A 20,724-nucleotide genomic window follows, 5' to 3' on the forward strand; every position below is an offset into this window, starting at 1 on the left:
CGCTCACCCCCCCCGAGTCGCCGGCGGTCGACGACGACACCGGCCTGGTCACTTACGGTGGCGAGGCCAGACTCGGCGGCTACGAGTGGCAATGGAAGGTAACCCGCAGCCCTCACTGGTTGCTTCAGCAGCCGACCGGGCCGTTGGCAGCGGTGCTGACCGCCGCCGGGCATCCGGCGCGCTTCGAGATCCTGCAGTTGCTGGTCATCGGGCCCAAGCCGGTCGCCGACCTGCAGGCCGAACTGGCCCTCGCCTCCCCCGGCCAGCTGTACCACCACCTCAAGACACTGGCCTCGGCCGGGCTGGTCGAGCAGCCCGAGCGGGGGGTCTACCGGGTGCCGCCACACGCGATCTTCCCCGTGCTGGCCCTGGCCGCCGCCGCGACAGACGTGGTCGAGCGCTCCAGTGCTCCGGCGAATCCCCGCGATCTTCCTGGCTGAGGCGAACTGCCGAACCCGGACATATGCCCGAGCCGTTGCTTCAGAGGGCGGGGAGGCGGTGGTGGGTGCCGATGGGGACGACGAGGGGGGTGGCGGCGACCGGGTCCTGGATGACCTTGGCGTCGAGGTCGAAGATCTCTCTGAGCAGGTCCTCGGTGAGCACCTCGTGCGGTTCGCCGGCGGCCACCACCCGGCCGTCGCGCATGGCGACCAGGCGGTCGGCGTAGCGGGCGGCGAGGTTGAGGTCGTGCAGCACCATGACGATGGTGCGCTGCGCGTCGAGGTGCAGGCTGCGGATCAGTTCCAGCACCTCGACCTGGTGGGCGAGGTCGAGGAAGGTCGTCGGTTCGTCGAGCAGCAGCAGGTCGGTGCCCTGGGCCAGGGCCATGGAGATCCACGCGCGCTGCCGCTGCCCGCCCGACAGTTCGTCGAGAGGGCGGTCGGCCAGGTCGAGCAGGCCCGTCATGGACAACGCCTCGGCGACCGCCGTCTCGTCGCCCGCGGACCACTGCCGGTACCACGTCTGGTGCGGGTGCCTTCCCCTGGCCACCAGGTCGGCCACGGTGAGCCCTTCCGGGGCGGTCGGCGCCTGGGGGAGCACGCCGAGCACCTTGGCGACCTCTCGGGTCGGCATCCGGTCGATCCGCTTGCCGTCCAGCAGCACCTCGCCGCCGGTGGGCTTCAGCAACCGGCCGAGTGCGCGCAGTAGCGTGGACTTGCCGCACCCGTTCGGGCCGATGATCGTGGTCACCGTGCCGGCTTCGATCCCGAGGTCGAGCCCGTCGATGATGATCCGGTCGCCATAGCCGAGCTTCACGCCGGCAGCCTGCAGTCTCAAGTCCGTGTCTCCCTGCGTGCGCGGATGAGCAGATAGATGAGGTACGGCGCGCCGAGGACGGCGGTGACGACGCCCACCGGCAGTTCGATGGGGGCGAAGAGGGTCCTGGCGAGGAGGTCGGCGGCGGTGGTGAGGACGCCGCCGACGATCGCGGACACGACCAGCGGCGGCTGGGCCACCCCGGCGAGCCGTAGGGCGATCTGCGGCGCGGCCAGGGCGACGAACGCGATGGGCCCCGCCGAGGCGGTGGCGACCGCGGCCAGCAGCACCGCCGCGAGGATCATCAGACCCCTCGACAGGTTCATCCGGACGCCGAGCCCGGTGACCGTCTCGTCACCGAACCGCAGCGCGCCGAGCGAACGGGTGCCGAACAGGGCCGCCGGTACCAGTACGGCCAGCGCCAGCGCCACCGGCGTGACGTGTTCCCAGCCGCGCCCGTGGAGGGAGCCGCTGATCCAGGTCATCGCCCGGGTGCTGTCGTTGACGTCGCCGACGGTCAGCAGCCAGTACTTCACGTTGGTGAACACCGCGGACACGCCGATCCCGACGAGCACGAGCCGGTAGCCGTCGAGCCCGCCGCGCCAGGAGAGGACGTAGACGATCAGGGCGCCGAGCAGCCCGCCCACCAGGGCCGTCGCCGGGATGCCGAGGCCGGCCAGGGCCCCGCTCGCGCCGCCGTACATGCTGCCGGTCGCGACCATGAGCGCGACCACGGTCACGCTCGCGCCGGTGGTGACGCCGAGGATGTCGGGGCTGGCCAGCGGGTTGCGCGCGATGGCCTGGGTGATGGCGCCGGCCAGGCCGAGCGCGGTGCCGACCAGGGCCCCGGTCAGCGCGCGCGGCAGCCGCAGCTCCATGACGACGAAGTGGTCGGGACCGTCGCCGACGATCGCCGCCAGGACGTCGCCCAGGCCCATCGCGATGTCGCCGATCCGCATGTTCAGCGCCATCAGCAGGACCAGGGCCGCCAGGCCGAGCAGTGCGACCAGGAGACCGCGGGGACGCAGCCGCCAGGAGGCGGCGCCGATCCGGAGCGGGCGGTCGTGGGTCCTGGTGAGCGTCACAGCCGGACCGGCTTCCTGCGGCGGACCAGGGCCACGAAGAACGGCGCGCCGATGAGCGCGAGCACCACACCGACCTCCAGCTCGCCGGGCCGGGCCACGATCCGGCCGATCACGTCGCCGAAGAGCAGCAGGGCCGCTCCCAGCAACCCTGAGTACGGCAGCAGCCAGCGGTGGTCGGGGCCGGACAGCGGGCGGGCCAGATGGGGGACCACCAGGCCGATGAAGGCGACGGCCCCGCAGGCCGCGACCGAGGCGCCGGTGAGCAGGGTGATCGCGGTGACGCCGATGGTGCGGGTGAGCGCGATGTTCTGGCCGAGCGCGCGGGCGACGTCCTCGCCCAGCGAGAGAGCGTTCAGGCCGGGCGCGTTGATCAGCGCGAGCAGCAGCCCGGCGGCGATGAACGGCAGGACCTGCCAGATCACCGCCGAGCCCCTGACCGCGATCGAGCCCGCCTGCCAGAAGCGGAACACGTCCATGGCCTGCTCGTCGAGGAGGACGATCGCCGAGGTCAGCGCGTAGAGGAAGGCGCTGACGGCGGCGCCGGCCAGGGCCAGGGTGACCGGGGTGGGCCCGCCCCGGCCGCCCACCATGCCGAGGGCGAACACGCCCACGCTCGCGACCAGCGCCCCCGCCAGGCCGAACCAGATGTAGACGTACAGGCTGGAGACGCCGAACACGATGATGCTGAGCACCATGGCGAAGGCGGCGCCCTGGGTGACGCCGAGCAGGCCCGGGTCGGCGAGCGGATTGCGGGTGTGGCCCTGCATGAGGGCGCCGGACACCCCGAGCGCGATCCCGGCCAGCAGGCCGATCGCGGTCCTCGGGATGCGCAGCGAGAGGATGACGATGTCGTTCTCGGTGCCGGTGGGCCCGGTGAGCGCGTGCCAGGTGTCCGTGAGGGGCACCGACTTGGCGCCGATCGTGACACTGAGCAGCATGGCGACGGCGAGGGCGACGAACAGCCCGGCCAGGATCAGCAACCGGTGGTGCCTGATCGCGTGGAGTCGCTCGGGTGGCGCCGTGACTGAGGCGGTGGTGCTCACCCGATCTCCCCTCGTTCGTCGAGAACCCGAGTGAAGTATGCCAGGTTAGGTATCGCTAATCTAAATGAGCTTAGCCTTACCTTTGCTTTGAGAGGATCACTGATGAGAGCGTTGCGCGCACTGGCCGTGGGGGTGGCGGGAGCCGTACTGGCCGCAGGACTCGCCGCGTGCGGCGGGGCCTCGGAGACGGCGACCCCGGCTGACACCGCCTCCCCGGCGACCGGCGCGGCGTTCCCGCGAACGGTGAAGCACGTGATGGGCGAGACCACCATCCCCGCCCAGCCCAAGCGCGTCGTCGCCCTCGACCAGAGCTTCGTGGACGCCGTGCTCACCCTGGAGACCGACGTCGTCGGTTACACGACGTATCGCGCCATCGACGAGAAGCTGCCCGACTATCTCGGCGCGTCCCTCCAGCAGCACGGCAAGGACGCCAAGCCCGTCGGCACGCTGGAGGCCCCCAGCCTGGAGCAGGTCCTGGCCCTCAAGCCCGACCTGATCGTCTCGGCGAAGGTCCGGCACGAGGCCCTCTACGACAAGCTCTCCCAGATCGCCCCCACCATCTTCAGCGAGACCACCGGCGCGATCTGGAAGGAGAACCTCCGGCTCGTCGGCCAGGCGCTCGGCAAGGAGGACCTCGCCGACACCAAGATCAAGGCGTATCAGGACCGGGCCGCGAAGATCGGTGAATCGATCAAGGCCAAGCAGGACGGCGAACTGCCGACCGTGTCCGTCGCCCGGTTCGCCGGCGAGCCCACGGTCCGGCTCTACGTGGAGAACTCCTACTCCGGGCTGGTGCTCAAGGACGTCGGGTTCACCCGGCCCGAGGCGCAGCCCAGCAGCGACGAGGAGATCGCGGTCAACATCAGCCAGGAGAACATCTCGCAACTGGACGCCGACCACATCTTCGTCGCCACGTATCCCGACCCCTCGGTGCCGGACACCAAGAAGAAGTTCGAGGGCAACCCGCTCTGGGGCAAGCTCAAGGGCGAGAAGCACGAGGTGAACGACCTCACCTGGATGAGCGCGGTCGGCCTGCTCGGCGCCCACGCCATCCTCGACGACCTCGCGACCACCTTCGAAGTGGACCCGATCAAGACCGGCTGACCGGGCGGCGGTCGTTCGAAGAAGTACGGCAAGCCCCCTCGGCCCCGCCCGCCGTAGGCGGCCAGGGGTCCGTGGGCCGGTGGCACTCCAGCGCGCGTGGCTGAGCGCCGTCACCCCGCCCGTGGGCCGTGTCCGCTGGTTTCACGCTTGAACGGGCTCGTGTGTCGGAACGTTGGCCGTCGAGGCGGAGAGGACGCACCTACATCAAGGCGACCGATCCGGACGGCCACGAGTTCATGGTCTCCAAGAAGTAGGGCGGGGTCAGGCGGCCTGGAGTTCGGTCACCCGCCCCTCGTGGAGTGTCAGGTGCGAGCCGGTGAAACGGGAGCGCATCCGGCGGTCGTGGGTGACGACCACCAGGGCGCCCTGGTAGGTCGTCAGGGCGGCCTCCAGTTCTTCGACGAGTGCGGGGGACAGGTGGTTGGTGGGCTCGTCGAGCAGCACGAGATCCACCGGCTCGGTCACCAGGCGGGCCAGCTCGATTCTGCGCCGCTGGCCGTAGGACAGTTCGCCGATCCGCAGCCGCAGGTCGGCGCGGCGGAACAAGCCGAGGGAGAGCAGCGTCCCGGCGTGCTCGGCGGCGTCTCCCGGTCGTCCCGCGGCGAACGCGTCCAGCACGGTCAGGCCGGGACGCCAGGGCGTCTCCTCCTGCCGCAGGTGCCCGACCCGGCCTGCCAGGCGTACCTGACCGGCGTCCGGCCGCAGCTCACCGGCCAGGACGCGGATGAGCGTGCTCTTGCCCGCGCCGTTGGGCCCGGTGACCAGCAACCGTTCCCCGGGACGGATGCGCAGGCCGGGCACGTCGAGACGGTCCCCGACCCGCACACCGGCCAGCTCGGCCAGCGGTGCCGCCGGTCCTGCGGCGGTCCTGGGCACGCGGTCCCCGATGGCGACAGAGGCGATCTTCGCGGCGTTCCCGATGGTGGAGACGGCTCGCGCGTGGTCTCCGGAGGCGGGGGTCGCCGGGGTCCTTGGGGCGGCGGTGTCTGTGTGTGGGGTGGCGGTGGGGGTCGCTGGGGTCGTTGAGGTGGCGGTGTCTGTGTGTGGGGTGGCGGTGGGGGTCGCTGGGGTCGTTGAGGTGGCGGTGTCTGTGTGTGGGGTGGCGGTGGTGTCCGCGGTCGTGAAGGGGGTGGGGGTGGTCGGTGCGGGGTCATCGGTGGTGAGGTTCGCCGGGTTTCCGGTGGCCGAGGTGATGGTCGCGGTGAAGCGCAGGGGGGTGGGCGGGGGTGCCACCGGGTTACCGGTCAGTTCCGCCAGGCGGCTCTTCGCGTTGCGGATCCGGCCCATCGCGCCGTGCCCCCGTGAGCGGGCCCGGAAGGCGGCAGAGCCGAAGATGGCCAGCGACGACTTCCTCGGGATGGCGGCCAGCCGTACGGCGTTGGACTCCACGAGGGAGTGGTTGCGGGCCAGTTCGGTGCGCCAGTCCTCGTACTCCTGGAGCCGCCGGCGGCGGGCGGCGGCCTTGGCGGCGAGGTAGCCGTCGTAGCCGTCGCCGTATCTGGTGACGGCTCCGGCCTCGGTCTCCAGGATCGTCGCGGTGATGCGTTCGAGGAACACGCGGTCGTGGGTGATGGCGATCACCGTGCCCCGGTGGCCGCGCAGGTGCTGCTCCAGCCAGCTCACGGCCTGGTCGTCCAGGTCGTTGGTCGGCTCGTCGAGCAGCAGCAGTTCGGGGGCGGAGGCGAGGGTGGCCGCCAGGGCCAGCCGGGAACGTTCGCCGCCGGACAGGGTGCCGAGCGGTCGCCGCCGGTCGAGACCGGGCAGGCCGAGCCCGTGCAACGCGATGTCCACCCGGGCGTCGGCCTGGTAGCCGCCGCGCGCCTCGAAGCGGGCGATCAGGTCGCTGTACGCGTCGAACGTCTCCTCGGTCAGGTCGGCCTCGGCCCGCCTCATCCGGGCCTCCAGGTCGCGCAGTTCGGCCAGCGCGAGATCGACGGCGTCGCCGACCGTGGCCCGAGGCGGCAGGTCCAGCGTCTGGGCCAGGTACCCGACGCCGCCGGGCGCCACCACGGTCACCTCCCCGGCGTCCGCGTCCTCCCGTCCAGCGATGATCTTGAGCAAGGTGGACTTGCCCGAGCCGTTGTCGCCGATGACGCCGATCCGTTCGCCGGGTTTGACGGTGAACGAGATCCGGTCGAGCACGACACGCTCGTCATAACGTTTGGTGACCTCGCTGAGCGCGATCTGGGTTGGTTGTGGGGCACGCATGGGTCTCTCCCGTTCCGGGGGTTGCAGGTGGTCCGCGCACATCGACGGCCCACTTGGACGGCGGACGGCGACGCGCGGTGCGGCGCGGACGGCGGAGCCAGGCTCTACGCGGTCACGCACACGGCGATCAGCGAAAATCGATCACAGAAACAGGAAACCCATGCCTCCGACGGTACGGCACGGCGGGCCGCTTGGCAAGACGATACGGCTCGTCTCGTTTGATTGAACAAACATGCGCTGGTCGGGCCAACGATCTGTTCATACGGGGGGTTGAACCGAAGGGGATGGTCGGCGGGCGGGTCGTTGCGGCGCTCGGCCATGGGCGCTGGAGTGGCGTGGGTTCACGGACCGCAGCCACCTGCGGTGGGGGGCGCCGGCTTGGCTTGCCGTACTTCTGCGGGTGCGAGAGGCCTGCCGTGCTTCTCAGGATGTGGGGAAGGCGCGGGGTGGGGTTGGACCGAAGGGGATGGTCGGCGGGCGGGTCGTTGCGGCGCTCGGCCATGGGCGCTGGAGTGGCGTGGGTTCACGGACCGCAGCCACCTGCGGCGGGGGGCGCCGGCTTGGCCTGCCGTACTTCTGCGGGTGTGAGAGGTCTGCCGTGCTTTTCAGGAGGCGAGGAAGGCGCGGAGGTTCGCGAGGTGGGGGTGGATGTCGAGGCGCTGGTCGCGTAGCCAGGCGTCGTTGTCGTAGGTCCCGCGATACCGTTCCCCGCCGTCGCAGATGAGGGTGACCACACTGCCCTCCTCGCCGGCGGCGCGCATCTCGGCGAGGAGTTGGACCGCGGCGGCCACGTTGGTCCCGGTGGATCCGCCGACGTCGCGCCCGGTCACCTCCCGCACCCAGCGCATCGCGGCGATGGACAGGGCGTCCGGCACCTGGATCATGCGGTCGATCACCGAGGGCAGGAAGGAGGGTTCCACCCGGGGGCGGCCGATGCCTTCGATGCGTGAGCCGGGGGCGGTCACCGAGGCGTCGCCGGTCACCCAGGAGGGGTAGAAGGCGGAGCCTTCGGGGTCGACCACGGCCAGGCGGGTGGCGTAGCGGCGGTAGCGGATGTAGCGGCCGATGGTGGAGGAGGTGCCGCCGGTTCCGGCGCCGACGACGATCCAGGTGGGCTCGGGGTGGGGTTCCATGGCCAGCTGGTGGAAGATGCTCTCGGCGATGTTGTTGTTGCCGCGCCAGTCCGTGGCCCGTTCGGCGTAGGTGAACTGGTCCATGAAGTGGCCGCCGGACTCGGTGGCGAGGCGGATGGATTCGGCGTAGATCGTGCGGGGGTCGGTGACCAGGTGACACTTGCCGCCGTAGAACTCGATCAGGGAGATCTTCTCCGGCGAGGTCGACTCGGGCATCACGGCGATGAACGGCAGGCCGATGAGGCGGGCGAAGTAGGCCTCGCTGACGGCGGTGGAGCCGCTGGACGCCTCGACGATGGTGGTGTTCGGGCCGATCCAGCCGTTGGCCAGGCCGTACAGGAAGAGAGATCGAGCGAGTCGGTGTTTCAGTGAACCGGTTGGGTGCACCGACTCGTCTTTGAGGTAGAGGTTTACACCCCAGTGGGCGGGCAGCGGGAAGACGTGAAGGTGGGTGTCACAGCTGCGATGAGCATCGGCCTCCACCTGACGGATGGCTTCAGCCACCCAGTGGCGGGCTCTGACGTCGTGCCGATCCACTTGCTCCATGGGGTCTACGGTAGCTCTACCTGGGCATATGTGATGCTAGCCACAGTTTTCGGCCAATCGAGTAAAGAGTGTTACGATAATGAGACTTGTCCGACCAAAGGCGTGACGACGACCGCCACAGGCACGGCGAGTCACGAATCCCCTGACCAGGTGAAACCTCTTAACAGGGTCCTTATGGGGCCGATGTGATGATGTGTACGCCACCCTATGGATCAAAGGTTTGTCATGTGTGTGGCTGGACGGGGTATCGGGGGGAAGAACGCGAGGGGGGATTGAGATGATCTCGATGACCGAGGAGCAGAGACAGGCGTGGTTCGAGAGCGATGTTGTGCCGGTGACGGCGCAGCTCTACGCATCGGCGATGCGTCTAACCCGCAATTCGGCCGACGCCGAGGACCTCGTCCAGGAGACGGTGGCCAAGGCGTACACCTCGTACCACCAGTTCCGTGAGGGCACCAACCTCAAGGCGTGGCTGCACCGCATCCTGACGAACAACTTCATCAACGACTACCGCAAGAAACAGCGGTCGCCGAAGTTGTCGGCCGCCGAGGACATCGAGGACTGGCAGCTCGCCGCCGCCGAGTCGCACATGTCCACCGGGCTGAAGTCCGCGGAGACCGAGGCGCTGGAGCACCTGCCCGACAGCGTCGTGATGAACGCGTTGCGGTCCCTGCCCGGCGACTTCCGCGAGGCCGTCTACCTGGCCGACGTCGAGGGGTTCGCCTACAAGGAGATCGCTGAGCGGATGGGCACGCCGATCGGGACTGTCATGTCCCGGTTGCACCGTGGCCGTCGGCAGCTCCGCGACATGCTCAAGGACTACGCCCACGAGGTAGGGGCGGTCCGCCTGCCCGGAGGACAGTTCCAGGCCGCCTGACCCGCAGGCCCCCGTCCGCGGCGCGCGTTTCCACCAGCAGGTCAGGTATGGCGCGCCGTCACGGCAGATACATGTGCAGCCTGACCCGCAGGCCTCCGTCCGCGGCGCGCGTTTCCACCAGCAGGTCAGGTGCGGCGCGCCGTCACGGCAGATACATGTGCAGCCTGACCCGCAGGCCCCCGTCCGCGGCGCGCGTCTCCACCAGGTCGCACAGCTGGCGGCTGATCCACAACCCGTAGCCCCGCGCGGACGCGGGCTTGGGGGGCAGATAGCCGGGGTGCGGCTGGTCGAGCCGCCCGGCGGGGTCGGCCACCTCGCAGATGAGTTCGCCGCCGGCGGTCCAGACGGTGACCGTGCCGTGGCCCGAGCCGTGCTCCACCGCGTTGGCCGCGATCTCCGAGACGCTCAGCACCAGGGAACCCGTCGTGTCGCGGTCGAGCCCCGCCCGGATCGCGTGGTCCTCGACGAGTTGCCGCACCCGGGTCAGGTCACTCGCGGTGAACCCCGTCCGCCACGAGGAGTCCGGGGCGGCCCCGAAGGGCCGGTCGTCGCCCTTCAGCGCGAACCGGACCGGCGGCACGTAGGCGGGGCTGGGCCGTACACCCCCGACGTCGAGACACAGCGGATGGGTGCGTGACGCCTCGTCGAGCACGTGGTCGGGGGTGGTCTCCTGGTTGTAGAGGCACAGCAGGGTGATCGGCGCGCCGGCGAACGCCACGTTGATCGCCGACTCGTAACGGATCCACTCGCGGGTGTCGCGCTCGCCGCGGCCGTTCCACACGGGCTCGCCGATCAGCAACGTCTGCCGCTTGGCCCATGGCTCCGCGTACTCGTGGTAGGCGGTCAGGGTCCGGGCCGGATGGGTGTACCAGGTCGAGCTCAGGCGTTTGTCGACCCGGTTCGCGTCGTCGCCGAGCACCCCGGTGATCAGGTCGAGCCGGTGCTGGCCGGTGACCACGAGGATGTCATGGCCGGCCTTGAGGGCCTCCTCGATCGCCGGCAGGACCGTCTGGAGGAAACCCTCATCGGAGCCGTACGGCGCAGCGATGTGCGCGAACGGCCCGGAGTTCGCATCTGCCCGCTCGGGCTGCACGGGCATGAACGTAACAAGTGGTCGCCCTGCTGACAAACCGTCAGGCTGCGGCGATGAGTCCGACGGCGGCCAGCGCGGAGAGGACACCCGCGATCTGCAGGGGATGCAGCCGCTCGCCGAGGACATATCTGGCCAGCAGGAGGGTGGTCGCCGGGTAGAGCGAGACCAGGACCGCGACCAGGCTGAGCAGCCCGCGCTGGGCGGCGAGCAGGTAGAGCACGTTGGCCGCCATGTCGAGCACGCCGGCCACCAGGATGATCCGCAGCGCGCCCACGCCCGGCCGCAGGCTCCGCCGGCTGCTCACCGCCAGCAGCACCACGATGGTGATCGAGGCCACCCGCGCGCCGAGCAGCGGCCACATGCCCGCCTCCTCCGGCGCCTGCTTCAGCAGGATGAAGAACCCGCCGAAACCGGCTCCCGACAGGAGCGCCGCGAGCAGAGGCTTGATCGGCCGCTTCGCCGAGCCGGCGGCCGGGTCGCGGCTGACCAGCAGGACAGAGCCGAGGGCGAGCGCCACGCCGGCCAGCGCCATGATCTCGGGCCGTTCCCCGGCGAGCAGTCCGAACATCACCGGGAGGGCGGCGGAGGTGGTCGCGGTGACCGGGGCCACCACCGACATCTCGCCGGCGGCCAGCGCCGAGTAGAAGAGCACCAGGCCCGCCGCTCCCGCCAGCCCGGCCGCCATCCCCCACCACAGCGCGGCGGCGGAGGGGACGCCCGGCAGGACCGGAAGCAGCACGGCCACGAACACCAGACCGGCGATCTGGGACAGGGCCACGACGGCGAGCACTCGTGACCGCCGGGTGGCCAGCCCGCCGCAGAAGTCGGCCGCGCCGTAGACGAAGGCGCACAGCGTCGCCAGGACCACCACTGTCACGAGTCTCTCCAGTTCAATGGATTGCACTGTTAGTACACCAGGATGGTGCAATAGAGTGCAAATCCTTATCACTAGACTGAACTCATGCCGGAGCCAGCCACACTCAACGCCGCGATCGCCAACAACCTGCGGGCCCAGCGCGCCTACCGGGGGATGACCCTCGACGAGCTGGCCGCCCGGTCAGGCGTCAGCCGGGGCATGCTCGTCCAGGTCGAGCAGGCCAGGACCAACCCGAGCGTCACGACGCTGGCCAGGATCGCCGACGCGCTCGGAGTGACCGTGGCCCGTCTGGTGGAGGTCTCCGACACCCCCGTGGTCCGGGTGGTGAGCGCGTCCGGCGTGGTCACCTTCCAGCACGGCGAGGGCTCGGCCAGGCTGCTGGTCGGCACCGACGCCCCGGCGATCCTGGAGCTGTGGGACTGGCGGCTCGCGCCGGGCGAGCACCACGACGGCGACGCGCACCCGTCCGGCACCCGCGAGATGCTCACCGTCATCACCGGCGACCTCACCCTCACCGTCTACGGGCAGAGTTATCAGATCGGCACCGACGAGGCCGTGCTGTTCAGCGCCGACCGCCCGCACCGCTACGCGAACGAGGGCGACTCGGAGCTCAGGTTCATCATGGTCGTGACCGAGCCGGCGGAACTCCCCGACCGTTAGACCTGTTCCTGAACGGGTTCCCGCTGGGCGGGGCGCAGTGCCCGCAGGGCGGCGTCCGGGGCGTCGGCGAAGAAGCGGATCGTGGTTGCTTCGCCGACGCGGCCGAGCGGGCGGACGAACGTGACCGGTTCGGTCAGCTCGATGATCACGTTGGTCTGCGAGGACACCGCCACGCCGAGCCGTCCGTCTGCCAGAGTGACCTGGCCGGGCTCGTTGTAGTTGCGCGACAGCCGTACGGTGGAGATCAGTCGGCGGGGGATCCGCAGGTCGAAGAACGCGCCCAGGCGGATGCGCAGCTCGTCGGGGGTGACGACGTGCGGCCGGGTCACGCCGGCCGCGATGACCGCCACCCCGAACACGACGCCGTAGGCGTCGAGCACCAGCACCACCACCCGCAGCCCGGTCGGCGCGTCGATGGCCTGCAGCAACAGCTCCAGCCCCACCGTCTCCACGACCATCATGAGCACCATCATCAGCAGAAACGGGGTCTGTTCTCTCGCGTACGGTACGGCCGTGGCGCCGGGCGGGACACCGTTTCTGCGGCGCGTGACCCACAGGGCCAGGCTGACCATCCCCTTGGTCTCGAATCCCAGCATCCGTCGCACCGGGGCGGGCACCAGCCGGTCGACGGCCGCCCCGGCCGCGGCCCGCCGGCCCAGGCCGTTCCGGCGTTCCGCCCTGAACAGCCGGTACGCGGTCACGACCTCCAGCGCGAACACCGCGACCACCACCAGTTCGGCCCCCACGATCACCGGGAGCGGCAGCGACACCCCGGAGAGGAGCAGGACCACGAGGACCAGTTCCGCGGGGAGGACGGCGAACAGCGCGGCGCGCGCGATCTTGAGCATCAGGCCCTTTCCTGTTCCTGCAAAATGAGCGTCGCCGACCGGAAGACCTCGATCTGGGCGGGGGACATCTCGTCGGTCAGCATCTCCAGCCAGTTCGCGCCCGCCGCTCCCGGCGTGTTCAGGTTCGCGATCATCAACGCCGCCATCTCGTCGGGGATGTGGGCGGCGAGGTCGGCGGCGAGCGGGCCGACGAGGGGATCGTGGACGTCCGCGTCGGCGAGCGCGTCGAGGCGTTCGTAGAGGGCGTGTCCCTGGGCGAGCATGCCGGGCTCGGTGAGCGGGCGCATCAGATCGAGGATCTGGGCCTGGTCGGCCGGTTCGCCCAGGTTGCTCACCAGCACCAGCATTTCGCGGTCGATCTCGGCGATCCGTGAGCCCGCCTTCGGGAGGTCGCGCAGCACGGCCGCCATGTCGGGGGACACCATCGAGTCGGGGCGCAGGTCCGCCTCGGCCAGCAAGGTGGCCAGCCGGGCGCGTCTGACGGCGATCGCCTCCTGCTGCCTGGCCAGGTCGGCGTCCAGTTCCTCCAGCACCTCGCGCAACTCCCGGCCCTGGTCGTCGGCCAGGATGTCGCGGATCTCGTCCAGCGAAAGGCCCAGCTCGGTCAGCCGCCGGATACGGGCGAGGGCGACCGCGTCACGCAGCCGGTACTCCCGGTAGCCGTTGGCCAGCCGTACCGGCTCAGGCAGGAGGCCGAGGTGGTGGTAGTGGCGCACGGTCCGGGTGGACACCCCGACCAGCGCGGCGAGCTCGCCGATTCGCATGCCGCCCATTAGAAACGTTGACGCTACGGCAAGGTCAAGCCGGGTGATGATCGCGGGCTTGGGCGACCGGGGGAAGAGGGTACATCCCTTACGTGTATGCGCAGGGGGTGGCGGGTGAGTGAGGCCGCGGCGGCGATCGGCAGGCTCCGGACCGAGTTGACCGGCCTGGGCGTGACAGAGGCGTACGAGGTGGGCGACGACGCGACGCTCTCGGTCTGGATCGGCCTGGTCGTCTCGTATCGGGACGGCTTCTACCGGTGGAAGGAAGGACCCGTGAAGCGGCGACATCTTGGTAGTGATCCGGTCGGATGTTCGCATCGTGTGGCGCGTCGGTATGCCGAGTTGCAGGCCGATGTCCCAGCATGGTGGGAAGACCTGGCCAGGACTCTGCGGGGGGAGTCGGCCCAGGGGCATCCGTGACCCTCCGCTGTGCCTTCGGGGGTATCGCGTGCGGTTGCGGGGGTTGCGGGGGTTGTGCCTGGCGTCGCTGCTCGCCGTGCCGGGATGCGGTTACCTGACCGAGCCCCCGGCGGGAGAGCCGACGCCGCGGACGGGCGTGTCGGCGAACGCGCCCGCGCCGGTGGCGAGCGCGCCCGCGCCGGGGGGCGGTCCCGTGCCGGTCGATCCGCTGACGCTGGCGGAACAGCTGGGCGCCACGCAACCGGGCTGGCGATCGTGGTTCCACAGGTTCATGCCACGCAGGGTCGACTGCCGTCATATCAGGTGCGTGGCGCTGACCTTCGACGACGGCCCGGGAGACCACACCGGAAGGCTGCTCAACATCCTCGCCAGGAAGCGGGCCAAGGGGACGTTCTTCGTCGTCGGTCAGCGGGTCGCCCAGAGCGGCCGGTTCGAGCTGCGCCGGATGGTCGGCGAGGGGCACGAGATCGGCAACCACACCTGGGACCACGCGGATCTCACCACCCTGAGTCCGCACAAGGTCAGGATGGAGCTGGTCAGGACCCAGCGCGTCGTACGCCGGGCGACGGGGGTGCGGATGCGGCTCATGCGCCCGCCGTACGGCTCGACCGACCGGGTGGTGGCGCGGCAGACGCGGCGGCTCCGGCTCGCGCAGATCCTCTGGGACGTGGACACCTTCGACTGGCGCGACCGGAACGCGGAGGTCGTGGCCCGGCGCGCGGTCAGGATCAGACCGGGGTCCATCGTGCTGATGCACGACATCCACGCGACGACGGTCGACGCCGTCCCCGAGATTCTGCACAGGCTGCACGCGAAGGGCTACACGTTCGTGACCGTCTCGGAGCTCTTCGGCGCGCACACGCCCAGGCCCGGGAAAGAGTACAACAATCGGTGGCGGAACAAGTGACCGCCATTTATTCTTACCACATACCTCCTGCAAGTGACGATACGTCTAAAACCGGACTTTCTCCGCGCGGTCCGCGTCCAGTGTGGGGCTCGTGGGACAAGAGAGCATTCTTGAATAAGACACGAGCCAGTAGGACGGAATAATTTGGGTACAGGTGCCTCGCTGGGCCTATAAGCTCTGTCCGTCCGGATCTTCACATTTGTGGCGGATCTAATTGGGACAGCAGCGGAGGGCCGGCCGGACGAGGCCGTGGAACGTGTCGGCACGCGGCCGGAACTCAGCAGGTCGGCATCACCGCCGGCCATATTTCTCCAAGCCATGAAAGGACGACACGATGACGGCCAAGATCGAGATCAGCCGCGTCCTCGACGCCCCGCGCGACCTGGTGTACGCCGCGTGGACCGAGCCGAAGCACTTCACCCACTGGTGGGGGGCGCCCCTCGACACCATCTCGATGGACGTGCGCCCGGGTGGCGAGTGGCGCGCGACCATCGTCGTCGACGAGCAGACCCAGGTTCCGTTCGCCGGCGTCTACCGGGAGATCGAGCCGAACGAGCGGCTCGTCTACACCCTTCTCGACCTCAGCGGCCGTGAGGCCGCCGAGGGCCAGGGCGAGGGCCCCGAGGTGGTGACCGTCTCCTTCGCAGACGCCGAAGGCGGCACCAAGCTCACCTTCGTCCAGGAGGGCAACCTGCCCGCCGACGAGGTTCCCCGCGCCACGGAAGGCTGGGGATTCTTCTTCGACGCCCTGGAGGAGTACCTCAAGAAGGCCAAGTAGTCGACGACGCGTGACGCGGCGGGAGCGGGCCAGGATCTCCCTGTCCGCTTCCGCCGCGTGCCCGTGGACGTTCGCCGCCCTGTCCCGTTGGGAGACGTGGTGACCACTGGCACCATCGCCGGGGAGACTGCGGACACTGTCACGCGGGAGGCCGACGTCTACGGGGAGGACGTCAGCGAGATCTACGACCTCCTCCGCACACGGCGGGGCGAGGACTACGCGGCGGAGGCCGTCGTCGTCGCCGCGCTGATCCGTGAGCACGCCCCGCACGCGGCGTCCCTGCTCGACGTCGCCTGCGGCACCGGAGAGCACCTCAGTGCGCTGCGGACCTCTTCGACCATGTCGAGGGGATCGAGTTGTCCGACTCGATGCGGGCGCGGGCGCAACGACGCGCGCGGCTGCGTGGCGTCCGCGCGGGCGGCGCTGCCAGGGGTGGACGCCGTGGCCGACCGGGTGGTCAACATCCCGGTCGGCTGGTGGCTGTCGGAGGAGGATCGCACGCGCGTCGCTGACGCCATTAAATCCGGCTGGTAAACACTCCGCGTATTCTCGGCCGGAAACGCTGCGCAATCACCGATAAGTATCAGGGCGGATAGCGGTGTTAATGTCAGGTCATGTATGCTACCTGTCGAATTTGCAGCGGGTCGGTCAAAGGAACGATCGACCTGGGATCACACCCGCGCGGTAACGCCTTTCCGAAGCCGGGCGAAACCGCCGACGAATTCTTCTACCCACTCGTCGTGGGAATGTGCGACTCGTGCACGATGGTGCAACTGATGGCAGACATTCCACAGGAAGTCCGTTATCACGACTCCTATCCCTATTACGCGTCGGGCTCGTCGGTGCACCGCGGACATTTCGAGGGCATCGCCCAGGGCTTTCTCGACACCGAGCTCACCGGCCCCGACCCGTTCATCGCCGAGATCGGCAGCAACGACGGGGTCATGCTCGCGAAGATCGCCCAGGCCGGGGTTCGGCATCTGGGCATCGAGCCGTCCCGGCACGTGGCCGAGTTGTCCATGGCCAAGGGCGTCCGGGTGCATTCGGTGTTCTTCGACGAGCACTCCGCCCGGCCGATCAGGGCGGAGCACGGGCCGGCGGACGTCATCTTCGGCGCCAACGTGATCGCGCACATCGCCCATCTGGCGTCCGTCCTGAAGGGCGTCAAGCACCTGCTCGGCCCCCGCGGGATCTTCGTGTTCGAGGAGCCCTACCTGGGCAGCGTCGTCGAGCAGACCGCCTTCGACCTCCTCTACGACGAGCACTCGTTCGTGTTCTCGGTCCGGGCGATCCAGGCCGCCGCCGAGATGTACGGACTCGAACTCGTCGACGCCCAGCTCGTCGCCATACACGGCGGCTCGATGCGCTACACCCTGTCGCAGCCCGGCGCCCGCGAGGTCACGCCGGGGGTCGGCGAACTGCTGGCGGCGGAGGCCGCCCAGCGGCTCGCCGAGCACTCCACGCTGGAGGCGTTCGCCGGCCGTGCGGAGCGCATCCGCGACGACCTCTCGGCCCTGCTGGGGAGCCTGCACGCCCAGGGCAAGCGAATCGCCGGGTACGGCGCGCCCGCGAAAACCACCACGGTGACCAACTACTGCGGAATCGGCCCGGACATCGTCCCGTTCGTGAGCGATTCGACCCCGTCGAAACAGGGCCGACTGATCGCGGGGTCGCATATTCCGGTGGTGCCGCCCGAGGTTTTCGCCGCCGACTATCCCGACTACGCGCTGCTTTTCGCGTGGAACCACGCCGAGGAGATCATCGCGAAGGAACGCGCCTTCTCCGAGCGCGGCGGGCGCTGGATTCTCTACGTGCCCGACGTGCACGTCATCTGATCACGCTCGGCGATTTTCAGCACGTGGAGAGATGCGGTCGTGCCCGGTGGGTGCGAATCATGGTGTGTCATCCCGCGATCGCCCCGGGCGCCGTGTATCCCCACTGGCCAGGGCTGTCCGAGAGGGAAAGGAAGACCCACTGTGTCTGTGACGGAGTCAACCAGCCATAGCGGTGCTCTCGGTGAGCGTCGCCCTGATATGCCCGCCTTGACGGGATTACGTTTTATCGCCGCCCTCATGGTTTTCCTAGGCCATGCGGTCTTCCCGGTGACCATGGGCAACCAGAACCCGGCGACGCCTTTCAGCGACGAAGGCGTGACCATGGGCCTGATCTGGTTCTTCAACCCCATCGGTGCGCTCGGCCTCTCGTTCTTCTTCATGCTCAGCGGTTTCGTCATCACCTGGTCCACCCGCCCCGGTGACAAGCTCGGCGACTACTATCGCCGCCGGGTCGTGAAGATCATGCCCAACCACGTCGTCACGTGGGCGCTCGCGATGCTCCTGTTCGCCGGCGCCTACACGCGACTCTGGGGGCTGCCGAACCTCTTCCTGGTCAACCCGTTCGTGAACGACAACGCCCTGTGGGGCGGGGCCAACATGCCGGCCTGGTCGCTCGGCGTGGAGATGCTCTTCTACGTGCTGTTCCCGCTGCTGATCCTGCCGATCAGGAAGATCTCCGAGAGCCGCCTGTGGCTGTGGGCGGGCGTCGCGGTCGCCGGCATCTTCGCCGTCTGCGTCATCACCGTCACGCTGGTCTCCACCGCCGACCTCTTCCCCGGCCAGCAGCTCTCGCTCACCCAGTTCTGGTTCTCCTACATGTTCCCCCCGGCCAGGCTGGTCGAGTTCGTCGTCGGCATGATCCTGGCCCGGATCGTGATCGCCGGACGGTGGCCGCGAATCGGGGTCACCCCGGTGCTGATCCTGGTGCTCATCTCCTTTGCCGCGACCCTCTGGGTGCCTCAGCCGTACAACATCGCGCTCGTCACGGCCGTCCCGTTCTTCCTGGTGATCGGCACCTTCGCGTCGGCCAACCTGCGCGGAAGGAAGACGGTGATGGGCGGCAGGACGATGGAGTGGCTGGGCAAGGTGTCGTTCGCCTTCTTCCTGACCCAGTCGCTGGTGATCTACTGGCTGCGCCCGACCGTGCTGGGCGACGCCGAGTACGGCCTCGTCGGCGGCATCGTGCTCCTGGTCGGGCTCGTCCTCGTCAACGTGCTCGCCGGCTGGGCGCTGTACACCTTCGTGGAGATGCCCACGATGCGCAGATGGAGCCCGCGGCGCAACAAGCCTCCGGTCGAGGAACCGCCCGCCCGCCCGGCGCCGATCCCCGCGGGGACGGCCACCGAGTGACCCCCCACCCCGGTACGGCTCCGCAGGCGCGCGGGGTCGTACCGGGGTGGGTACAACGCTGTATCGAATCGCAAAAGAGAGCAGTTTCGCGTAAGCCGAGCGGGAACCATCGAGGCACACTGGTCGATGCACGCGTAATAAACGGGACGATCCCGCCCGTGAGCGCCGATCCGGCAAAGACTCCGCCGGTCTGACAACGTCCGGTGACCGGGAGCAAACACCGACGGAAGGATCCTCGATGGAAACGAACACCGAAGCCGGGTCCGGTGTGAGGGCCGGTCCGAAGGAGTGGTGGGGACTGGCCATTCTGGCCCTTCCCACGCTGCTCCTGTCGCTCGACATGAGCGTTCTCTACCTGGCTCTCCCGCACCTGAGCACCGAGCTCGGGGCCACGGCCACCCAGCAGCTCTGGATCACCGACATCTACGGCTTCCTCATCGCCGGGTTCCTGGTCACGATGGGCGGCCTGGGTGACCTGATCGGCCGTCGCAAGCTCCTCCTGATCGGCGCCGCCTGCTTCGCCGCCGCCTCCGTGGTTGCCGCCTACTCCACCAGCGCCGAGATGCTGATCGCCTCCCGCGCGCTGCTCGGTGTCGCCGGAGCCACGCTGATGCCGTCGACCATGGCGCTGCTGGGCACCATGTTCAAGGACCCCCGCCAGATGGGGACGGCCATCGCGGTCTGGATGTCGTGCTTCATGGGCGGCGTCGCGCTCGGCCCGGTGGTCGGCGGGGCGATGCTGCAGAGCTTCTGGTGGGGATCGGTCTTCCTGCTCGCCGTACCCGTCATGGTGCTGCTCCTGGCGGTCGGGCCCGCCCTGCTGCCGGAGTACCGCGACGAGAGCGGCGGCCGGCTCGACCTGGTCAGCGTCGCGCTGTCCCTGGCCACGATCCTGCCGTTCATCTACGGTCTCAAGGAGCTGGCGAAGAACGGCTGGCAGCCGCTGTACGCGGTGGCCATCGTGGTGGGCGTGGTGTTCGGCGTGATCTTCGTGCGCAGGCAGCGCTCGCTGGAGACGCCGCTGCTCGACCTGCGGCTGTTCGGTCACCGCACGTTCCGCGCCGCGCTGACACTCATGCTCCTGGGCGGCGTCGTCGGCGGCAGCACCTTCCTGATCAGCATGTTCCTGCAGACGGTCAAGGGGCTCAGCCCGCTGGAGACCGGGCTCTGGATGCTGCCCCAGGTCTTCATGACCATCCTGAGCGTGATGATGGCCCCGGCCATCGCGCGCAAGGTCCGTCCCGGCTTCGTCATCGCCGGCGGACTGGTGATCATGTCGATCGGCTATCTGCTGCTGAGCCAGATGAACTCCGCGACCGGCATGGGCTTCATCGTGATGGGCCTCGTCATCGGCGCCGTGGGCGTTGGCCCGATGGGCTCCCTGGGCTCCGGCCTGGTGCTCGGCTCGGTCCCGCCGGAGAAGATGGGCGGCGCTTCGGCGATCTCGGAGACCGGTGGCGAACTGGGCATCGCGCTCGGCGTCGCGGCGCTGGGCAGCGTCGGCACCGCCGTGTACGCCGGCCAGATCGCCGGCGCCATCCCGGCGGGGGTTCCGGCCGAGGTGGCCGCGACCGCCAGCGAGAGCATCGCGGGCGGGCTCAACGCGGCGGCACAGGCGGGCGGCGCGCTCGGCGCCCAGGTGCTGGAGGTGGCCCGCGACTCGTTCACCGTCGGCGTGAACGTCGCCACCGCCACCAGCGCGGTGCTCGCCCTGGCCCTGGCCGTGCTCGCGGCGATCGCGCTGCGGCACGAGCCGCCCAGCGGCGAGGCGGAGGCGGCCGCCGCGGCCGCGGCCGCGGAGAGCCAGGAGACGCCCGCGGACGAGGGCGACCGTTCCGAGACCGGTGCCGGTGAGCCCTCGGCCACCGACACCTCAGATGCCGTGAAGGCCGCCGGCTGAGCTGAGGGGCTCGGTTCGGAGCCGCCCGGCGAGGGAGTC

20 protein-coding genes are annotated in these 20,724 nt (G+C 69.5%); 11 read left to right on the plus strand and 9 right to left on the minus strand.

Annotated elements, in window-relative coordinates; genetic code table 11:
* Positions 1-119 precede the first annotated feature (119 nt).
* Entirely contained in the window at positions 120-440 is a 321-nt protein-coding gene (locus tag MBA17_RS14635; protein ID WP_238496983.1) for an ArsR/SmtB family transcription factor, read from the plus strand.
* A 40-nt stretch (positions 441-480) separates the two neighbouring features.
* Here the strand turns inward: MBA17_RS14635 and MBA17_RS14640 are convergent, their stop codons facing one another.
* Genes MBA17_RS14640 through MBA17_RS14650 form a run of 3 tightly spaced genes read right to left on the minus strand, consistent with a single transcriptional unit; the run spans position 481 to position 3,385 of the window.
* Positions 481-1,278, minus strand: a complete 798-nt coding sequence (locus MBA17_RS14640; RefSeq protein ID WP_238496984.1) for an ABC transporter ATP-binding protein — start codon at positions 1,276-1,278, stop codon at positions 481-483.
* Positions 1,275-2,342 carry a FecCD family ABC transporter permease gene (locus MBA17_RS14645; RefSeq protein WP_238496985.1) on the minus strand — a complete coding sequence of 356 codons (1,068 nt, stop codon included), beginning with the start codon at positions 2,340-2,342 and terminating at the stop codon, positions 1,275-1,277. Before MBA17_RS14645 ends, MBA17_RS14640 begins: the two co-directional genes overlap by 4 nt.
* Entirely contained in the window at positions 2,339-3,385 is a 1,047-nt protein-coding gene (locus MBA17_RS14650; RefSeq protein WP_238496986.1) for a FecCD family ABC transporter permease, read from the minus strand. Before MBA17_RS14650 ends, MBA17_RS14645 begins: the two co-directional genes overlap by 4 nt.
* Before the next feature lie 102 nt (positions 3,386-3,487).
* On the opposite strand from MBA17_RS14650, the gene MBA17_RS14655 reads away from it, so the two are divergent.
* Positions 3,488-4,489 (plus strand): ABC transporter substrate-binding protein, encoded by a 1,002-nt coding sequence (locus MBA17_RS14655; protein WP_238496987.1) that lies wholly within the window; start codon positions 3,488-3,490, stop codon positions 4,487-4,489.
* Between the two features lie 261 nt (positions 4,490-4,750).
* Here MBA17_RS14655 and MBA17_RS14660 read toward each other — a convergent pair whose 3' ends face one another.
* Complete coding sequence (locus MBA17_RS14660; RefSeq protein ID WP_238496988.1) at positions 4,751-6,697, minus strand: ABC-F family ATP-binding cassette domain-containing protein; 1,947 nt, start codon at positions 6,695-6,697, stop codon at positions 4,751-4,753.
* A 605-nt stretch (positions 6,698-7,302) separates the two neighbouring features.
* Positions 7,303-8,376, minus strand: coding sequence for an L-cysteine desulfhydrase Cds1 (gene cds1, locus MBA17_RS14665; protein ID WP_238496989.1), 1,074 nt, complete (start codon positions 8,374-8,376; stop codon positions 7,303-7,305).
* Positions 8,377-8,653: 277 nt separating this feature from the next.
* Between cds1 and MBA17_RS14670 the strand changes: the two genes are divergently transcribed.
* Entirely contained in the window at positions 8,654-9,253 is a 600-nt protein-coding gene (locus MBA17_RS14670) for a sigma-70 family RNA polymerase sigma factor (RefSeq protein WP_274385406.1), read from the plus strand.
* Between the two features lie 142 nt (positions 9,254-9,395).
* Here MBA17_RS14670 and MBA17_RS14675 read toward each other — a convergent pair whose 3' ends face one another.
* Positions 9,396-10,346 (minus strand): anti-sigma factor RsbA family regulatory protein, encoded by a 951-nt coding sequence (locus MBA17_RS14675; RefSeq protein WP_238496990.1) that lies wholly within the window; start codon positions 10,344-10,346, stop codon positions 9,396-9,398.
* A 40-nt stretch (positions 10,347-10,386) separates the two neighbouring features.
* Positions 10,387-11,223, minus strand: a complete 837-nt coding sequence (locus MBA17_RS14680; protein ID WP_238496991.1) for an EamA family transporter — start codon at positions 11,221-11,223, stop codon at positions 10,387-10,389.
* A gap of 84 nt (positions 11,224-11,307) precedes the next feature.
* On the opposite strand from MBA17_RS14680, the gene MBA17_RS14685 reads away from it, so the two are divergent.
* Positions 11,308-11,883, plus strand: coding sequence for a helix-turn-helix domain-containing protein (locus MBA17_RS14685; RefSeq protein ID WP_238496992.1), 576 nt, complete (start codon positions 11,308-11,310; stop codon positions 11,881-11,883).
* Here the strand turns inward: MBA17_RS14685 and MBA17_RS14690 are convergent.
* Together MBA17_RS14690 and MBA17_RS14695 are read right to left on the minus strand one after the other, a co-directional pair.
* Positions 11,880-12,731, minus strand: coding sequence for a hypothetical protein (locus MBA17_RS14690; protein ID WP_238496993.1), 852 nt, complete (start codon positions 12,729-12,731; stop codon positions 11,880-11,882). The two genes, MBA17_RS14685 and MBA17_RS14690, sit on opposite strands and share 4 nt — an antisense overlap.
* Entirely contained in the window at positions 12,731-13,495 is a 765-nt protein-coding gene (locus MBA17_RS14695; protein WP_238496994.1) for a MerR family transcriptional regulator, read from the minus strand. The genes MBA17_RS14690 and MBA17_RS14695 overlap by 1 nt, the downstream gene beginning before the upstream one ends.
* 114 nt (positions 13,496-13,609) lie before the next feature.
* On the opposite strand from MBA17_RS14695, the gene MBA17_RS14700 reads away from it, so the two are divergent.
* From MBA17_RS14700 to MBA17_RS14730, 7 genes are all read left to right on the plus strand, one after another.
* A complete protein-coding gene (locus tag MBA17_RS14700; protein ID WP_238496995.1) occupies positions 13,610-13,915 on the plus strand; it encodes a hypothetical protein in 306 nt (101 codons plus the stop codon).
* A 34-nt stretch (positions 13,916-13,949) separates the two neighbouring features.
* Complete coding sequence (locus tag MBA17_RS14705) at positions 13,950-14,822, plus strand: polysaccharide deacetylase family protein (protein ID WP_238496996.1); 873 nt, start codon at positions 13,950-13,952, stop codon at positions 14,820-14,822.
* A gap of 334 nt (positions 14,823-15,156) precedes the next feature.
* The gene (locus MBA17_RS14710; RefSeq protein WP_238496997.1) at positions 15,157-15,600 is read left to right on the plus strand and encodes an SRPBCC family protein; all 444 of its coding nucleotides are present in this window, start codon (positions 15,157-15,159) and stop codon (positions 15,598-15,600) included.
* Between the two features lie 99 nt (positions 15,601-15,699).
* Positions 15,700-16,134, plus strand: coding sequence for a class I SAM-dependent methyltransferase (locus MBA17_RS14715; RefSeq protein WP_238496998.1), 435 nt, complete (start codon positions 15,700-15,702; stop codon positions 16,132-16,134).
* 80 nt (positions 16,135-16,214) lie between these two features.
* Positions 16,215-17,435 carry a methyltransferase domain-containing protein gene (locus MBA17_RS14720; protein WP_238496999.1) on the plus strand — a complete coding sequence of 407 codons (1,221 nt, stop codon included), beginning with the start codon at positions 16,215-16,217 and terminating at the stop codon, positions 17,433-17,435.
* Positions 17,436-17,633: 198 nt separating this feature from the next.
* On the plus strand, positions 17,634-18,785 hold the full coding sequence (locus MBA17_RS14725) for an acyltransferase family protein (RefSeq protein WP_274385409.1): 1,152 nt from the start codon (positions 17,634-17,636) through the stop codon (positions 18,783-18,785).
* 238 nt (positions 18,786-19,023) lie between these two features.
* On the plus strand, positions 19,024-20,685 hold the full coding sequence (locus tag MBA17_RS14730) for an MFS transporter (RefSeq protein ID WP_238497001.1): 1,662 nt from the start codon (positions 19,024-19,026) through the stop codon (positions 20,683-20,685).
* The last annotated feature ends 39 nt before the right edge of the window (positions 20,686-20,724 follow it).

It is taken from the genome of Dolomitihabitans soli, assembly GCF_022213955.1.
GTDB lineage: Bacteria > Actinomycetota > Actinomycetes > Streptosporangiales > Streptosporangiaceae > Streptosporangium_A > Streptosporangium_A soli.